Origin of the sequence: Alicyclobacillus suci (genome assembly GCF_017329615.1) — a bacterium.
In the GTDB taxonomy this organism is placed as follows: Bacteria; Bacillota; Bacilli; order Alicyclobacillales; family Alicyclobacillaceae; genus Alicyclobacillus; species Alicyclobacillus suci.
This window is the reverse complement of record NZ_JAFMTW010000002.1, coordinates 1-16,890: the sequence shown is the minus strand read 5'-3', so window position 1 is coordinate 16,890 and position 16,890 is coordinate 1. Positions and strand designations below refer to the sequence as shown.

The 16,890-nt window shown below is 49.0% G+C and carries 20 protein-coding genes and 1 pseudogene; 4 read left to right on the top strand and 17 right to left on the bottom strand.

Going from position 1 to position 16,890, the window contains the following annotated elements:
* Window positions 1-95: 95 nt before the first annotated feature.
* Window positions 96-341 carry a hypothetical protein gene (locus tag J3482_RS01510; RefSeq protein WP_146822754.1) on the bottom strand — a complete coding sequence of 82 codons (246 nt, stop codon included), beginning with the start codon at window positions 339-341 and terminating at the stop codon, window positions 96-98.
* A 58-nt stretch (window positions 342-399) separates the two neighbouring features.
* On the opposite strand from J3482_RS01510, the gene J3482_RS01505 reads away from it, so the two are divergent.
* Window positions 400-648 (top strand): hypothetical protein, encoded by a 249-nt coding sequence (locus J3482_RS01505; protein ID WP_146822756.1) that lies wholly within the window; start codon window positions 400-402, stop codon window positions 646-648.
* A 54-nt stretch (window positions 649-702) separates the two neighbouring features.
* On the opposite strand, the gene cls is transcribed toward J3482_RS01505, so the two are convergent.
* The gene (cls, locus tag J3482_RS01500; protein WP_146822758.1) at window positions 703-2,148 is read right to left on the bottom strand and encodes a cardiolipin synthase; all 1,446 of its coding nucleotides are present in this window, start codon (window positions 2,146-2,148) and stop codon (window positions 703-705) included.
* 142 nt (window positions 2,149-2,290) lie between these two features.
* On the bottom strand, window positions 2,291-3,064 hold the full coding sequence (locus tag J3482_RS01495) for an SDR family oxidoreductase (protein ID WP_146822760.1): 774 nt from the start codon (window positions 3,062-3,064) through the stop codon (window positions 2,291-2,293).
* 141 nt (window positions 3,065-3,205) lie between these two features.
* Between J3482_RS01495 and J3482_RS01490 the strand changes: the two genes are divergently transcribed.
* A complete protein-coding gene (locus tag J3482_RS01490; protein ID WP_188332222.1) occupies window positions 3,206-4,786 on the top strand; it encodes a putative polysaccharide biosynthesis protein in 1,581 nt (526 codons plus the stop codon).
* Here J3482_RS01490 and J3482_RS21460 read toward each other — a convergent pair.
* The 4 genes from J3482_RS21460 to J3482_RS01470 form a co-directional block, all read right to left on the bottom strand.
* Window positions 4,776-6,167 carry a sensor histidine kinase gene (locus tag J3482_RS21460; protein ID WP_206915434.1) on the bottom strand — a complete coding sequence of 464 codons (1,392 nt, stop codon included), beginning with the start codon at window positions 6,165-6,167 and terminating at the stop codon, window positions 4,776-4,778. The two genes, J3482_RS01490 and J3482_RS21460, sit on opposite strands and share 11 nt — an antisense overlap.
* A complete protein-coding gene (locus J3482_RS01480; protein WP_206921977.1) occupies window positions 6,164-6,850 on the bottom strand; it encodes a response regulator in 687 nt (228 codons plus the stop codon). The genes J3482_RS21460 and J3482_RS01480 overlap by 4 nt, the downstream gene beginning before the upstream one ends.
* A 31-nt stretch (window positions 6,851-6,881) precedes the next feature.
* Window positions 6,882-7,421 carry a small multi-drug export protein gene (locus J3482_RS01475; protein WP_223204121.1) on the bottom strand — a complete coding sequence of 180 codons (540 nt, stop codon included), beginning with the start codon at window positions 7,419-7,421 and terminating at the stop codon, window positions 6,882-6,884.
* A 244-nt stretch (window positions 7,422-7,665) separates the two neighbouring features.
* Window positions 7,666-8,271, bottom strand: a complete 606-nt coding sequence (locus tag J3482_RS01470; protein WP_146822768.1) for a nitroreductase family protein — start codon at window positions 8,269-8,271, stop codon at window positions 7,666-7,668.
* Between the two features lie 235 nt (window positions 8,272-8,506).
* Between J3482_RS01470 and J3482_RS01465 the strand changes: the two genes are divergently transcribed.
* The gene (locus J3482_RS01465; RefSeq protein ID WP_146822770.1) at window positions 8,507-9,013 is read left to right on the top strand and encodes a hypothetical protein; all 507 of its coding nucleotides are present in this window, start codon (window positions 8,507-8,509) and stop codon (window positions 9,011-9,013) included.
* Window positions 8,991-9,494, top strand: a complete 504-nt coding sequence (locus tag J3482_RS01460) for a hypothetical protein (RefSeq protein ID WP_223204122.1) — start codon at window positions 8,991-8,993, stop codon at window positions 9,492-9,494. Before J3482_RS01465 ends, J3482_RS01460 begins: the two co-directional genes overlap by 23 nt.
* A gap of 98 nt (window positions 9,495-9,592) precedes the next feature.
* Here J3482_RS01460 and J3482_RS01455 read toward each other — a convergent pair whose 3' ends face one another.
* The 10 genes and pseudogenes from J3482_RS01455 to J3482_RS01415 all read right to left on the bottom strand — a co-directional run.
* A complete protein-coding gene (locus J3482_RS01455; RefSeq protein WP_146822772.1) occupies window positions 9,593-10,141 on the bottom strand; it encodes a DoxX family membrane protein in 549 nt (182 codons plus the stop codon).
* 147 nt (window positions 10,142-10,288) lie between these two features.
* Window positions 10,289-10,807: a hypothetical protein gene (locus J3482_RS01450; protein WP_146822774.1), complete on the bottom strand. Its 519-nt coding sequence runs from the start codon at window positions 10,805-10,807 to the stop codon at window positions 10,289-10,291.
* A 277-nt stretch (window positions 10,808-11,084) separates the two neighbouring features.
* Complete coding sequence (locus J3482_RS20800) at window positions 11,085-12,149, bottom strand: acetate/propionate family kinase (protein WP_236017778.1); 1,065 nt, start codon at window positions 12,147-12,149, stop codon at window positions 11,085-11,087.
* A gap of 108 nt (window positions 12,150-12,257) precedes the next feature.
* Window positions 12,258-12,806 (bottom strand): annotated as a pseudogene (locus tag J3482_RS20795) (phosphate propanoyltransferase); the annotation flags it as partial.
* An 86-nt stretch (window positions 12,807-12,892) separates the two neighbouring features.
* Window positions 12,893-13,327: a hypothetical protein gene (locus J3482_RS01440; RefSeq protein WP_206921975.1), complete on the bottom strand. Its 435-nt coding sequence runs from the start codon at window positions 13,325-13,327 to the stop codon at window positions 12,893-12,895.
* 21 nt (window positions 13,328-13,348) lie between these two features.
* The gene (gene pfkA / locus J3482_RS01435; protein ID WP_206921974.1) at window positions 13,349-14,308 is read right to left on the bottom strand and encodes a 6-phosphofructokinase; all 960 of its coding nucleotides are present in this window, start codon (window positions 14,306-14,308) and stop codon (window positions 13,349-13,351) included.
* 202 nt (window positions 14,309-14,510) lie between these two features.
* Window positions 14,511-14,942, bottom strand: a complete 432-nt coding sequence (locus J3482_RS21455; RefSeq protein WP_328702631.1) for an aldo/keto reductase — start codon at window positions 14,940-14,942, stop codon at window positions 14,511-14,513.
* Window positions 14,943-15,387: 445 nt separating this feature from the next.
* Window positions 15,388-15,726, bottom strand: coding sequence for a hypothetical protein (locus tag J3482_RS01425; RefSeq protein WP_206921973.1), 339 nt, complete (start codon window positions 15,724-15,726; stop codon window positions 15,388-15,390).
* Window positions 15,727-15,856: 130 nt separating this feature from the next.
* On the bottom strand, window positions 15,857-16,525 hold the full coding sequence (locus tag J3482_RS01420; protein WP_206921972.1) for a hypothetical protein: 669 nt from the start codon (window positions 16,523-16,525) through the stop codon (window positions 15,857-15,859).
* A 43-nt stretch (window positions 16,526-16,568) separates the two neighbouring features.
* The coding region (locus tag J3482_RS01415; RefSeq protein ID WP_206921971.1) for a hypothetical protein at window positions 16,569-16,890 on the bottom strand (322 nt) is incomplete at its 5' end.

The window sequence follows — 16,890 nt, the reverse complement described above, 5'->3', positions numbered from 1 at the left end:
GCAATGGAACTCACTTCAATGGAACTCACTTCGATAAAATTCACTTCAATGGAAACCAATTCAATTGCGCCACGCCCAGCCTGTGGTTCAGGAGGTCAAAACATGAAACCAACCATGTTATGTTGCATTGCATTGGCAACCGGTTTGTCTTTCATCACCCTATCTGGGTGTACCACCCAGAATGCAACCACAAACCACCAACCGACAAGCCATCGGTCGAGCCAGTCGACAAACATTACCTTGCGAACGCAGAATGCTTCATCGACAAGAATAACGACAGGAACAACAAAGACAGGAATGGCGAATAACACATCGGCACCTTCGTCTGCACCACAACTCACGCTGGAACAAATCCAGTTTGCGGACAATCAAATCACTTTCATCTTGACTCATGGAGATATGCAACACACTTATGTAAACCCGCACATCACGTCGGATAGAAAGCAGTTTATTGTCACACTGAGGCACGTCGGACATGGTGATTATCCGATTGATGTGACCACACCCGTTGACGCAAATTGGGCAACCAGTTACCAACTGACAAAAACGGGTGACAACCTGACCATCACTGTCGATTTACGACCAGGGTTCTCCACCGTGACGCCGCTGATTGGTGGGGGCACCCAAATCGCCTTTACCATTCACTAGGCCCACGCAATCACTGACGAAACGGAGCTGGGCTGATTGAACGCCCAGCTCGCTCTATAAAATCGGCGACACGAGGCGAGCACACGACTCGGCAATCTTCTCGACGCGAGAACGACCACGATAGCGTTCCATGGTCAACTCCTCGCAGTACGACAAATCCTCCTCAAAAATCTGCTCCAACTGTGCCACGGCCTTCGTGCTATAAATCATTGCATTGGCTTCAAAGTTCAATTTAAAACTCCGAATATCGATATTGGCCGTTCCGACAGATGCAATATGGCCATCTACCACTACGGTCTTCGCATGCAGGAAGCCTTTCTTGTACAGATAACACTTTACACCCACTGCGAGCAATTCCCCAAGGTAAAATCTCGACGCCCAATAAACCACTCTATGATCCGGTTTCGACGGCAACATAATCCGAACATCCACACCCGCCAATGCGGCAGTTTTTAGCGCGGTCAAGAGACTTTCATCTGGCACAAAGTATGGTGTCTGAATATAAATATGATGTTTACCCGCATGAATCATTTTAATATAGGCGTTGCGAATTTGTTCAACTTCACTGTTGGGGCCACTGGAGATAATTTGCATCCCTACGTCACCTGTATAGTCTTTCACGCGAAAATAATTGGCGTCAATGGGCATTGGGGCATTTGCAGCATAGTTCCAATCCAGATAAAACATCGCTTGCATCTCTAACACGGCACTGCCTTCTACCCGCAAATGCGTGTCGCGCCACGCACCAAACCGTTTGTTGAGGCCAAGATACTCATCGCCAATGTTAAATCCGCCAATATATCCGTACACGCCGTCAATAATCGCGAGCTTTCGATGGTTACGGTGATTCATTCGGAAATTCATAAACGGGATTCGCGATGGGAAAAACGCCGCAACTTGGCCCCCAGCTTCGACCAGCGGTCGAAAAAACGACTTCCTCGTCCACGTGCTCCCCACCGCATCATATAGTAATCGAACCGTCACGCCAGACTTTGCCTTTTCGACCAACGCGTCTAACAGCTGCTTGCCCAAATGGTCACTGCGCAAAATATAGTACTCCAAATGCACGTGATGCTTTGCATTTCGGATGTCATTCAATAAAGCCGTGAACTTTTGGTGACCCTCTGTAAAGACCTGCATCTGGTTATCTTGCGTGAAGAAGCCGTAACTGCTAACCAAATTCATGTAGATTAAGTCCCGATAGTGATGCGTCATCGGGTCTTTGTATACCACTTGCCCCGTCTCAAGACGAGCTTTCTGGTAAGCCGCCAATCCCTCAATCAACAGTCGATTGTGGCGCTTGACTTTATATACGCGAATGCGTCCAAGATGCGGTCCCAAAAACACATACAATAAAAACCCGATAATCGGGATAAACAACAAAACCATGAGCCAGGCCCATGTGACCGCCGCATTTTGTCGTTCGAGAAAAATAATTGTAAAAGCGGTGAGCAAGTCGACAGCAAATATCAGATAATATATCAAATGAATGACAATCATCTTTTCACACGTCCTCGCCACAACAAGTTCCAGGCCCAAGGGCCATAACAGATTGTTTCGGCGACACAAAACCTTTTTCCTGTTATCGCCTCGCCCACTACACGTCAACCATCCAAAAGGAGCCAATCAACGACCAGTGCAATCACACGTCTTTGCGAAACTCGGGGTTATTGTGCAGAAAGTTGAGCCACATCGCTCTCATCGCCTCATCCACCTCGGACTTTGTGAATTGCAACCGCTCTTGTGTCCCGCCAAAGCCAATTTCCGATTTCCCAGACCGCAATCCGGCAAATACGCCATCGGCAAAGGCGTCTAATGGCGCGCCAAACGTGTGTAAGCCGACCCCGCCCAAATCTGTGTTGACCGCTGGTGGCAAAATCTCGATAACTTCGACGTTCGTATCTGCTAACTGTAGCCGAAGCGTCATCGAAAAGGCATGCAGGCCAGCTTTTGTGGCACTATAAATGGGGGCCCAAGCAGCAGGCGTAATAGCCAAACCTGAAGAGACATTGACGACAGCAGCGGACTCGCGAGACCTTAAGTGCGGCATAAACAGCAATGTCAAGTGAATGGGTCCTTCCAAATTCGCGGCAATTTCCTGACGGTAGTCATTCCAATCCCGTGTGGCACACAGCACATCCACGCGCTGCTGAATACCCGCGTTGTTGACGAGGACATTTAACGCTGGAAACTCACTGGTCACATAGGTATACAACGCTTCCCGCTCAGCCGGCTTAGAGACATCACAAACCCGCGTGTGCAACGCCGGATATTTTTGTTTTGCCGCTTGCAGTTTATCTTCGCGGCGCCCGCAGATAATCACGTCATTGCCCGCTTCGAGAAACCGCTCAGCAAACGCCAGGCCAATCCCCGACGCGCCACCCGTAATCAATATGGTATTTCCTTCCATTTTCATGTTGTCTGTGCCTCCCCGGCCAAGAAATGATATGCCTATGTAGTTTAGCCGTTTGCAGCTTGTTTACCAACTGGGCGCATGTGAAAGCATTTTAGGACATACCTATAGATGTCAAGTCCTTACCTACATGAGGAGTCCTTTATGGCTAAACAATCATTTCTACAAGGAGCCGTGATCCTCGCTGGAGCTGGAGCGACGACGAAGATCATGGGCATGATGATTCAGGTGGTAGTCGCCCGCAAACTCGGCGCGCAGGGATTTGGTTTGTTCCAAACCATCCACCCCATCTTCTTCATGTTGCTGACGATTTCCACACTCGCTTTACCCGCGGCACTGTCCAAGGTGATTGCCGAGAACTTGGCACTCGGGAACATTGCTGCGGTCAAACGTGCGCTGTGGATAGCCCATATCACGGTAATTCTGTTATCCGTGAGCGTTTGCCTGACCGCCATCGCACTGGCCCCGGCTATTAGTGCCCGGTGGTTAGATCCACTCGGATTTCTGCCACTGATTGGCGCAATTTTGCGCATCCCGGTGGTCTGTCTCTCCGCGATTATGAGCGGCTACTACATGGGGACACAGAATCAAGGCCCCCCTGCGGCTGCTTGGATTCTTGAAACCGCCGTACGAACCACAGTGACCATACCACTGGTCGTGCTGCTCAATCCACACGGAATTGAATACGGGGCGCTTGCCATCATGATTGGAGCCGGGATTGGTGAATGTGCGGGCTATGCGTATATGCTCTGGCGTTTCTTTGGACGTGATCGACATTTTATGACCAACACACCAGCCGAATTACCGCGCGCGCGGCACATTAAAAAGACGATTCACGACCTTGTAGAAGTCGCGCTGCCAACGACGCTGACCAATCTCTGCGGCATTGTCGCCTACGCGTCTGAACCCGTGATGATTTACATCGCGTTCGCCCATGTCGGCATTGCCCGAGCACAAGCGACTGCCCTATATGGGTCATTCGGCATGGCCGCAGAACTCTTATTTCTGCCGACCGTGTTGTCATCATCCATTTCGTCGGCCGTGATTCCTGCCGTATCGGAGGCAGCTGCAATGCACGACACACGGCTAGTCAGTTACCGTTTGAATCAGGTAATTCAAGCGACATTCATGATTGCTTTGCCAGCGACCGTATTCTTCATCTTGTCTGGACACGATCTCGCCCATTCCCTCTACAAAAACCATCTAGCGGGCGCACTCCTGGTGTACCTTGCGCCCACTGTGGTATTTATCTACATTTTCGAGCCGCTCTCCGCAATTCTTCAAGGATTGAACAAAGCCGCGCTGTCAACTGTCGTCACCCTATTGACCAGTGGGATTCGCATGGGCTGTATCTACTATTTCGTCGGGCAAGCTGGACAGGGGATCTTTGGCGTGGCGACGTCGATTGCCATCAGCGGTATCGTCGCCACATTCTTAAGTCTCTACTTCTTGCGAGACTTGGTCTCGATGTCGATGAATTTTACACGTTTAGCGAAAATGGTGATTGCCACAGGCCTAGCCGCCATTCCAATTCATCAGATTCAAACGACGTTCGCCGCCACCTCACCACTGTTGCAGGTGACATTTAGCCTCGTCATTGGTGGTCTAGTGTACCTCTTTTGCATTTTATACATGCGGGTTGTTCCCTTGGGCACATTACAGGAGATTCCATTTGTCGGGCCCATGATGACCAAATTGTTTGGTCACATGCCGTTTATCTCCTAAGATGTCCGGCATACGCGCCCGCATCCCCCACGACAAGTGGTAAAGACACCGTAAAGGTTGTCCCAGTACCCGGCGTGCTCTCTACGCGAATGGCGCCGTCGTGCGCCTCGACAAACTCCTTCGCGATAGCCAAACCAAGACCCGTCCCACCAGTCTGTCGAGAGCGATCTTCATCGCCTCGGTAAAATCTGTCAAATAAAAACGGCAAATGGTCAGCATCAATTCCTGGTCCAGTATCGGAAAACGCCAAAAGCAACATATCGGCTTCGTTGGATACAACAACGTCAATACGCCCACCATCCGGAGTATAGCGCAAAGCGTTCCCCAACAAGTTGACGCAAACCTGTGTCATGCGGTCGGGATCGACATTAGCCCACACATTCGCCGATTCCGCGACGCGCAGTGTCAGCTGAATATCGTGATCTATCGCCTCGACTTCAAAGTTATCGACAATTCTGCGGAGAAACATCGCCATATCCACTTGCTCTTTATGCAACTCAAGCTTACCGACCTCCGCCAGCGACAAATGGTGCAAATCCTGAACCAGCCGCGACAGGCGAATGACTTCGTCGTGCAGCGGCAATAAATCTTGGGGTTTCACAGTCCTGAAACCTTGCTGCACGAGTTCCAACTGTCCCTGCATAATCGTCAGTGGAATGCGCAGCTCATGGGCCACATCCGCAACTAGGTGTCTGCGGGCTTCCTCGGTGGCGTATAACTGTTGCGTCATCTGGTTAAATGCACTAGCTACCTCACCAAATTCGTCCGCTGTGACAACGGGTATCTGGGTGGTCAAATCCCCTGCCGTAATTTGTTTAATTGCCTTTAATATCTGTTTTAAAGGTCGGGTCATGCGACGCGCCATCAAGGCGCCCGTCAGCAATGCCAGCACAGCGGCAATAATGACACCCCACATCAAGGCGAGTGTCATCGCATGGAGTACCGTCTTCTCAATTTGATAAAGCCCTTCAAGCCCAAGGCCATAAATATGCATCGTGGCGATTTGCCGTCCGTCGTCGATAATCGGAATCGTGGCATCCAAATTCGTATCGTGCTGCCCCAGCGGCGTTCCAATTTCGACGACCGACTGCCCCTTGTGATTGACAACGACCAACTGCTCGGGCAAATCCTGCCTCGCTCTCGCATGTGCCAATACATCCGTTAAGTCTGTACTCACCTGTTTCCACGAGTGCCCCTCGGATTCATAAAAGTAACTCACTAAATCCGCCCATTGAACGGCATTCCGCTCACTCGCCTGGGAAGCGTATGATTGAAACAAGCGCTCCAAATCCTCGTGGGCCAACACGAAAAACGCACCAGACATACAGATGATGAGTGCGGCAATAATCGCAAATAACTTGCGCGTAACAGATATTTTCACAAGTTATCACCAAATCGGTAGCCCATCCCATATACCGTTTGAATAAACCTCGGATCCGCCGGATTATCCTCCAATTTCTTACGCAAATGGCTGATATGGCTGTCGATTGTACGCTCGTAGTTCATGTACGCGTCACCCATGACAGCGTGCAACAACTGCAATCGACTGTATACGACACCTGGCTTTGCCGCCAAGGTGACTAAAATTTGAAACTCCGCTGGGGTCAACGAGATTTCCTGTTGACCTTTCCACACCTTAAATTTGGATTCATCAATTTTCAACGTCCCGCGGACGTAGACGGATTGGCTGATGGAGGCGTCCTGCGTCCGCCGCAACACAGAACGCACTCTCGCCACCAATTCACGGAGGCTAAACGGCTTGACAATATAGTCATCAGCGCCGATTTCCAAGCCCAACACCCTATCGGCCTCCTCCGTTCGCGCAGTCACCATAATAATCGGCGTATTGGACGTCAACCGCAGTTGCCTGCAGACGTCAATCCCGCTTTTACCAGGCAACATCCAGTCCAGCAAGATAAGATCCGGCTGCCTTTCATTCACCATCTCCATCGCCATATTGCCATCCGTGGCCGTGCTGACAGTAAAACCCTCTTGCTCTAAAAACGGCCGGATGATATCAAGCACTTTCGGTTCGTCGTCTACCACCAAGATATGTTGAGCCATCCAATCACCTGTTTGTTAGAATACGTGAACATCACGTGTGAACCCCAAATAAATGGGCGACAGATTCACCACCGTAGGCGATTAAAAAAGATGAGCCAATCATCCCAATCAACACACTCGTCAAGACGAGGCGCACATCCCAGCGCATGGCGAAACCAACCGCAATTGACACATAAGCACCGAGTAAAGGCGATAACAGCGTCAGTATCCACACACCGTACTTTCCGTACTTGCTAGACCACTTCTCAGCCTTTTGCAATTTGCGTTTAACCCATTTCCAGCGCTCCATGATTTCGTTAAACGTCAATACCATCAGGGGAATCGAAATCAAGTTGGCCAGAATGCTGATGAGCGCCCCGGAGAGCGGATGAAATCGAAGCGGAATACTGGCGAGCGCAGCGGGTTGCGCTTCAAACACAATAGAGGTGCCAATCAGCGAAATCGTGGAAAGCAATTTCCCCTCGAGAATGCCAATCAACAATGCAGCCAAAAAACAGCCACATCCGATGCAAGCCCCGTATACGACACGCCGGACAAAGGATGTCGACTGTTCGACTTCCGTCTCGATCAATGTCTGAACATCTCCCCAACCACAAATTCTGTCTCTGTCTTCAATCAACGCCTACCTGCCCACGTTACGATTATAGAGCGGAAATATGCATGTCAGATGGAGATTTTATGGAGATGGACAACTGCGTAACGGCATAAGGGCGGTCCAATGACCGCCCTTATGTTATCTGTTCTTTTCAATTATACCCGAATGCGCGCAGAAAAGACGTGCGCTACATTCTTATCGAGCTTGCCTGTGAAATGGTTTACTTGAATACCTTCAGCCTATCTGCCACAGGTTTAAACGTTTTCTCTCCCGCCGGTGCAACAATTTTACCAAACGGCATTTGGGCAACCAGTTTCCAGCTCTCTGGTAACGCCCACTCGGTCTTGACGCGCTCGTCAATGAGTGGGTTATAGTGCTGCAAATTCGCGCCAAGCCCTTCCGCTTGAAGTGCCATCCAAATGACGAGCTGATGCATCGCATTGGTGTGTTCCGCCCACACTGGGAAGTTGTCTTGGTACAGTGGGAATTGCTTTTGCAAATCCTCAACGACCGTCATATCTTCAAAGAAGAGAACCGTACCGTAACCGGCGCGGAAGCCATCCATACGTTGTTGCGTAGATGCGAACTGGTCAGCCGGTACAATCGCCTTCAGCACGTCTGTCGTGATGTTCCACAGTTTGTCGTGTTGCTCGCCCAACAGCACCACAATACGCGTGCTCTGCGAATTAAACGCAGACGGCGTGTGCTTGAGAGCCTCTTCAATAATTTCTTGAATACGCTCATCGGAGATAGGTGACTCCTTGCTAATTCCGTAAATTGAACGCCGTTCCCGAAGCGCCGTGAGCAATTCCTGTGTATTTGCCATTTTCGTGCTTTCCTCCGCATCCACAATATGTCTAGTTGGTTACTTACAATCTGTATTCTACTATATTAAATGAAATGGACGCAAGATAAATCTGCCCGAGCATCGACAAACGACTCAACATGCCGAAAACGGCAGAAATCTGTCGAATTCTGTAATGGATCGAGGTGTAAGTATGACGTCCTCGGTACAACATAATAAGGTGTTACCCAAGTATTTCAGTGGAAGGAACGGCCAAATGCAAATACAACTACCCCTCTCTGCTTTGTTTGCCTGGTCATCTGTCATTCTGTTTTCGCTTTTACCAAAGAGATTATCTGTCTTGGATTTCGCTTTTCTGTACTGTGTCATTCTCATTCTCACGACGGCGACCTTTACTGTTTTCGACGTTAACCTGCACTATGTAACTATCCAGCGGACCCCCATGATTGCATTTTCAACCATCATCGTCCGCATCGTCACCATCCCAGTTCTCATCATGATAGCCGTGGATGCGTTACAGCGCTCAGAAGGCAAAAAACCAAGATGGTTTTTTGCCACATGCCTGTGGATTGGGTTGGCTGCTTTCGACTGGATACTCGACTTTTTCAACATTATCACCTATCATCACTCATTCGTGATGCATCTAGGCAGTACCCTCGTAATGTACTTTGGATTTATCAGCGTATCGTGGTACTTGGTCTGGTGGTATCGAAATTTTAATGAGAGTGGTTTGAGCAGAGATGATTCGTCTGACCGTGTATGACGCGCAGTTGAACACCAATGAGTGGGCAGTTTTATTGGCCGTTTGTTTGGGGAGCGTCGTCGTATATTTTCTACCACGCCGCTTCTCGTGGAAGCTGTCCACTTTGTTTTTCATGTGCGGCGTCACATTTGGATTTTTGTTCGATCACGTCCTCAGCGTGATCCCCATCAGTTTTTACGACGTCAATGACAGGTCCGAGTTTGAGTTCATCGACTTTTTGTCGTACCTGATGTACGGCCCTGTCAGCTATCTATTTTTCTACCTGTATGACTTTCTACACATCAGGGCCAAATTTAGCCCCATTTACATTCTCTGTTGGGCGCTTCTTTCCACCTCTATGGAATGGGTCGCGAAAAGATTCGGTATTTATCACTATAACCACGGTTACTCGATAAACGTCTCGTTCGTCATTTACCTCATGGTTCAATCCGTATGGGTTTGGCTATTTTATCTCCTGCGCAAGGCAGAATCACATACGTAATGGGTGATTAGGCAAGATGACTGCCTCGAAATGAGGCAGTCATCTTACCGTGTGATTCAATACATCCACTTTTTCTGGTGTGTTTTGTACCGCCAGCTTCAGGCAAACAGCTTAGGATTCTGTCCGGAATTGTTGTTCAAAATAGTTTGCGAGCGGTGAAAACGTCTCCGAACCCATGGAATTATGAAATAGTCGAGGCCAAGATAAGCTGCGTTATACCCAGCTATCAGCAAAAGCATCTCCCATATCAGCATGTTCGGATTCGTGCTCGACGTGCCTGCCAACAAATAAGCCATGTTCATACATACACCCATCAGAGCAGCAAACGTCGTAAAGCAACCAATCACCAACGCAACGCCTACCAACAGTTCGCCGAAACTCACAACCAGACTGAAAATTTTCGCGTGTGGCAGTGCAACGTCGCGGATAAAGTCTGCATACCATCCCTGTACCATTGGATGCGCACCCGTACTTTGTGCAATCGCCCCACGTAGGAATTCAGAAACACCTACACCTGCCTGACTTCCCGTCCAAACCGCAGAACCCACCTTCTCCAAGGACGCTCGTACCCACTCCACACCAATCCAGATTCGCAGTGCCGTCAGAACCAATCTCGCATACGGGTTTTCACGAAGAAATTTGACCATCGTCCTTGCCTCCTAAGAAGCGCACGCGATTGCTACGCTTCCTTCGATGGCTTCATTATCTTGTTCTTCGGCGATGCGCATCAGACACAAAGAAACTAATTTGTGATATCCAAACAGACTAGTCAAATCAGCTCAGCTTCCAACCCCTTATGTCCGCGGGTGTTCGTGATTTTCTCGTTCAATGTCCTGAAATATCTTCTCAAGGCGTGAAAGCTCACTAGTCGCCTTCTTCAATTCCTCGTTTGACGTGTCATCGCCTTGCAGAGGAAATAGAAGAAATCGAATGGCGGACAAGGACGTTCGAACTTCGTTAATGACTGCCCAGGGCACCTGATGGCCTTTTTTGAGCGTTCGTTGCTCCGCTCGTAACGTCTTGTGCTTATATCCCAGATGTGCGACAGAACAGTAACCTATCAACTGCAATATCACAACACTCGACGACTCGAAAGATATATGTCCCAAAAACAAATCTAATCCCATCAATAAGAACGCCATGCAAACTGCAATGATGACGCCGGCAAAATACGCTGTCGCGCCAACCAATGCGAGTCCGAAGATAAACGCAGGATGTCCCGTCATCCCACCCCACACCGCAAGGCCAGCGATTGCAATCGCCACCATTAAATTTTCATGTCGGACCGTAAACAACATGACCCGCTTATCCAAACGACCACCCCCTGAGATGAGGTATTCCAATAGCCGTTTCATATCTTGTAATACCAGCTTTCTGGATGCTGAAGTGATCTTATTTTAGTTTTAGGTTAATTTCATCCTAACTCCGCCCACAAACGATAGCGAGATATAGGCGGACTAATTGTATATAGTCCATTTGGACTATTTCTTGAATGCATCGCCACATGTGAAAAAGTATCATGCAAATTGGGGTTGGGCTTATGTCATCCCAACCCCATGCGCAAGTTTCGCGGTACCCTACCCTTCAACCTCAACCAGTTACCCCAGCTTTTTCGAGAGACAGCCAATAGCCGTCGCGCGCCATGATCAGTTCCTCGTTCGTCGGAATCACCATCACCTTAATGGGTGAATACGGGCTCGAAATGACCCGCTCCCCCGACCCTTCCCAGTTGGCCTGATTGTCTAGGTAAATACCCGCGTACTCTAATCCCAAACAGATTTTCTCGCGAATTTCCGGGCTATTCTCGCCAATCCCTGCCGTAAAGATGAGGCCATCAGCACCATTGAGTTTCGCCAGGCTCGCGCCGATGTAATTGTGGATTTTCGAAATAAACAGATCTAGTGCCAGACGAGCCCGCTCGTCTCCCTGCTGCTCGTGTTCCAACAGCACGCGAACGTCATTGCTAATGCCGGAAATGCCCAACAAGCCACTCTGGTGATTTAAAATGTCGATCACGTCATTGGTCGTCATCCCCTCGAGACGTTCGAGAAACGGGATGATAGCGGGATCGATATTCCCACTTCTGGTTCCCATCGCGACGCCAGCCAAGGGCGTCAATCCCATCGACGTATTGTAGGACTGCCCATTGCGAATCGCGGTGACACTGACGCCGTTGCCAATGTGACAACTAATCAGGCGCAGCCTATTTTTCGGTGCATCGAGCATTTGAACTGCGCGTTCCAACACGTAACGATGACTGCTGCCGTGAAATCCATACTTACGAATCTTGTGTTTTTCATAGTACGCATATGGAATGGGATATAAAAACGACTCCGGCGGCATCGTCTGATGAAAACTCGTATCAAATACCGCCACGTGAGGAATGTCCGGATAAAACCGCCTTGCGACTTCCACCCCCTCCAGATTTACAGGGTTGTGGAGTGGAGCTAGGTGAGAAATGCTTTGAATCTGCTGAAAAACGTCATCCGTGATTCGTATCGATGCCGAAAACAAATCTGCACCATGAACAATCCGATGGGCGACCAAGTCGACGTCATTGCCAACCTGCTGGAAAATGTCGGCTAAGGTCGTTTCCAACGGGTGATCCGGTGTTCGTGGAATATTGCCCTTCGCAATTATTTGTTCGATAGGCATAGCATACAGCTTATATTTGACCGAACTGCTTCCACAGTTGAGCACGAGTACGGTTTCTGGAATGAACGTCAGAATTTCGTGGACGGCGTCCACTTGAATCACTTTTACCGTATCACCATTTGACAACCCGGACGCATTTGCTTCATCTGTATCGACGTGAAATTCCAAACGATAATCTGGGCTGACCCGACAAAGCACCTTCTCCAAGATGACCTGCCGTTCACCCGTTGTCTCTACGGCGACGAATTCCTTATCCTTCACGCCCAGTTGCATGGCATCCGTAGGATGCAGGTGGATATGTCGATGGGCGAGAATAACCCCGCTTTCTAAACAGATAGACCCATGTGGCCCAATGACCTCAATACCCGGTGTCCCCTCGATATCGCCCGAATCACGCACCGGCGGGGTGACACCAAGCACGCGTGCATCTGTTTTGGAGATTTCAACTTGCGAATATGCGCGAACGGGACCTAATACGCGAACATGTGTAATATCGCCCTTCGGCCCACGCAAGGTCACCGTTTCTGCACACGCGAACTGTCCAGGTTGCCTCAATGCCCTAAATTTCTCAAACACGTATCCCTTGCCAAATAACGCGTCCGCATCTTGCTGCGTCAAATGAATATGGCGACCTGACACACCAACCGGTACAAACATATAACCTCTCCTCGCCGAAGCAATCTCCTGCAAACCGCGTGATTATGAAACAAGCGAATCCATCCATCCCCCGCAACAGAGCGAGCTCAAGTTCTCACGGCGTCCGCTATCGAAACCGGTTGTTCGTCACCACGTAACACAATCTTCCGAAGAGGAAGTCCGTTGTATGCGTCGTCCGTGTGCTGTCTTGGATTCAGTGCTATCAGGTCGATAGACGCCTCCCGGATGACTCGCCTGAGGATTTCCACGTCGTCGCCGCCGATTTCGTGCCGAAAATGCACCCGTTCGTGCCACGGGCGAAACGTCCGCAATACCCGATCTTCGATTTCATCTCGATAGATGAGTTCCGCATCTGGCAATACAAAGTGTGGGTGCTCGTCGGTGCCCAATTGTATACAACTTTTATCATCCGTGATGTACAGTACCGTCAGTTGCAAGTCTTCGACCGGATCGAAATACGGTTTCAACGCTTTCAAGGCATCCACATCAGCAAGTTCGTCAACGACCATCAACACATTCATCGTACTTCCCCCTTACGAACGTCAGACTGCAAGGATATCGGCAATCGTGTGAAGTGATAGATTGGTTTGATGCACACTACTGAGCACCTGATCAAAACTGGTTGCCTCCACCCGGCCACATCGCATACCGACCATCTGGTTGGTACAACCTTCCAAGAGCAGGTGAACGGCTTGTGTTCCGTACAGGCTCCCTAAAATCCGATCCCGAGCCGACGGTGCACCTCCACGTTGGATATGTCCAAGCACCGTCACGCGCACTTCATATGCGATGTGATCTTTCAAAAATTCCCCGACCTCCATCGCATGCGCCGCACCTTCGGCCACCAAGACAATCGGATGTTTCTTTCCTCTCGCTGCGGCTTGATTTAATTGACGCAAGACCCGCTCCAAGTTCGGTTCCTCTTCTGGAATCATGATGGATGCGGCCCCTGCCGCCATTCCTACGGCAAGTGCAATCGCACCTGAGTGATGGCCCATCACTTCGACAACATAGGTCCGGTCGTGCGAACTTGCGGTATCTCGAATCCTATCAATGGCCTCCACGGCCGTATTCAATGCCGTGTCAAATCCCACGGTCTCATCCGTACCAGGAATGTCATTGTCTATCGTGCCGGGAATACCAATCGTGCGAATGCCATGTTGTGCGAGGGCACAAGCACCTCTAAACGATCCGTCCCCGCCAATGACCACCAGCCCTTCCACGCCTTCTCGCCGCAAGGTGGCAACGCCTTGTGCCAATCCCTCATCCGTCTTGAACGCATCACACCTGGCCGTCAAAAGAATCGTCCCACCGCGCTGTATAATGTCACCCACGGAGCTTGGAGTTAGTGGAATGATGTCGTCTTGAAGCAATCCTTGATAGCCATGTCGAATGCCCAGCACTTCACAATCGAAGTGATATGCCGTACGCACAACTGCGCGAATCGCTGCGTTCATGCCTGGCGCGTCCCCGCCACTGGTGAGCAGTGCAATTCTTTTCATACTCGTCACCCCTGTGTGCTGCTGATGTCTGTATTGTTACATCGACGGCTTTTTTGCACATGCACCGAAAGGATAGTTTAGAGTGGTCCAGTTGGACTATATTGGGGCGCGAACAATTGCCATCTCTCGTCAGATACGGAAAAGTCAGTTGGGGTACACTATCGGTGCGAAGGACACTAGCCCGTCATCCATGAACGTGGAATTAATTCCAATTCGGCAAGAGCGTTTCGCCACGGTCTGTCGCAGGCGCGGGCTCGACAGAGAGTGCAGAGATTTCATCACGCCATGCTGGGGTCATACCCACATCGACGGCAGCGAGCGAATCCTCCAGTTGCGCTACGGTTCGTGCCCCGATAATCGGCGCTGTTACCGCGGGATGCGACATCACCCAAGCGACGGCCAGCGTCGCCGGGTTGATTCCATGCTTTTCGGCATACGCCACAAAACGGTCCGCCACGACAAAATTCATCTCATCACGATACCGAGCTATGTATCTTGCTTCATCCACCAAACGCCCTTGAGCGGGTCGTTTGACTAAGTTGTACATCGGTTGGATCCGTTCAAAGCGCGCGAGTTGTTCCTGCGGGGATATTCCAAGTGCCTTCGCGATTTGCCAAGCCGCCCAGTTGCTCACCTATATATGCTGTACTGCGAATGTATGGAGATGGAGCGGTAATCCGCAGTATATCACGGATTTCTCGCCCTGCCTATAAATGCACACAGCCCCTCCAAAATGGTACATCGCACATTTATTATATCTCCACCCGCTACACGATTTAATCTTGCTAATCGGAAAAAACGAGCTGAATACTCGGCCCGCCCCTTATCTTTGACTAATGTCCGTTACAGCTAGTATAAAAACGTCGCAGTTTACATGTAAAGCATTGGAAACACCTATTACGCACTGGTCACTGTCTTATTCCGTGAAGGAATCGCATCTAAACGGCTTTAATATCTCCTACTCCACATGGAAAAGCACTTGTTCATCTCGGTAGCTTACAGAAATGGATTTTGAGCACAGTGAGATACTTCATAATTGGTAGGATTATTTTGAAGGATTTTTAATAGGAGCGTCAGGATCACTCGTCGCTCAATTCTTTGAGCATAATTTTGTAACAATACACGTAGTAGAAAAATGCCACAATCAAAATGATTACTTCTTTTATAATCGCAGGCATAGGAGCAAGAAAAATCATCACAATCAGGCCAAGAACTATCACGATGTCCAACATTCTAATTTTATTCCTCGAATGAGCGGTTTTCAGAAAATTATTCTTAACCGCTAATAGCACGCCGCCTACTAAAGCGATTGCGAGCCAAAGGTACGGTAGTTTAGGTAGTAACGTGTATCCAAACATTGCAGTAAAAATGCCGACATAGCTAAAGTGGGCAATCTTCATTACTTTTTCCTTATTCACTCTTTAACAACTCCTACCGTGTAGTAGTTTCGGAATCCATAATATCACAAAGTGAAACCGTGGGTCATCACAGGCATGGTATCCATAAAGACACCACGCCTGCAATAAACATGAAACGGGAGGATAAATGTTATTTCCAGAATCCGTACGAAATGTTTGGGAACACCCCGTTCCAAGTTAGCCCGATATACACTCCTTGACCATTATATTCCGCCTGGACACACATGTAAGTGAAACCAGCCAAGGAAGATGCTCCTAAAACATCTAAAATAAGCGATAAGCCTGCCCCTACTGGGCCGCCAGTAAGTGTTGCAAGTGCATCGAGTGCCGCCATGAGTGCAGCAGGCCCGACAGAAGCTGCCGCAAATAAGTAAGCATCTACGTCGTCGTGACTAAAGTAAACTGTCCCACCACTGTAACTTAACTGCGGCTGTATGCCCGTCTTTGAAGACGAAGTAGACTCACTACCGTAGCTCTGTGCGGCATTTATTATAGCTTGAAGATTAGCCACATCTGAGCTGTTTAAATTATACTTCGATGCAAGGTCACTGATTGAATCATTTAATGTTAACTTTCCATTTTGGTCAAAAGAAAACTCGTTTATTAAGCCGCTACTAATCATTTTCCCCAAAAAGTCCTGTGCAGCTTGAGATGGCACAAAACTTTGCGTCGAGCTACTCGTAGTAGTGCTAACTAGAATAGTTGCCTGTGAAGTCTGTGTTGCTGCAAACACTGGAGCACCTGTTACCATAGCAATAGTTAGACCAGATACAACACCTAGAGCAGTCTTTTTAAACACCCTTATCATCTCTTCCCACGGAATTTCGGTTTTTGATCCACAGTTACTTCAAAAGTAAATCAAAAACCGTATTCCAATCATACCACATTTTTTCAAGTATTAATATATTTACTTGTAATTTAATTTCAAATATTCTTATATCATTAAACCAAATACTAGCTTGTATAAATTTTAGAGCGAAAAAATAATCGAAACCGCCACGAAATAGGACGGCCCCGCAGTTGTTTAGATAGATGTTTTTGTCCCACTTGCCGCCATCTCCCGAAAGTAGAGTCCAATATACTGTGTAAAAAGGGATGGCACCCCGGGGCATAAAATATGAGCCATCCGCCCCTCTTTGGTAGAATGTGAGATTGGAGAAAACC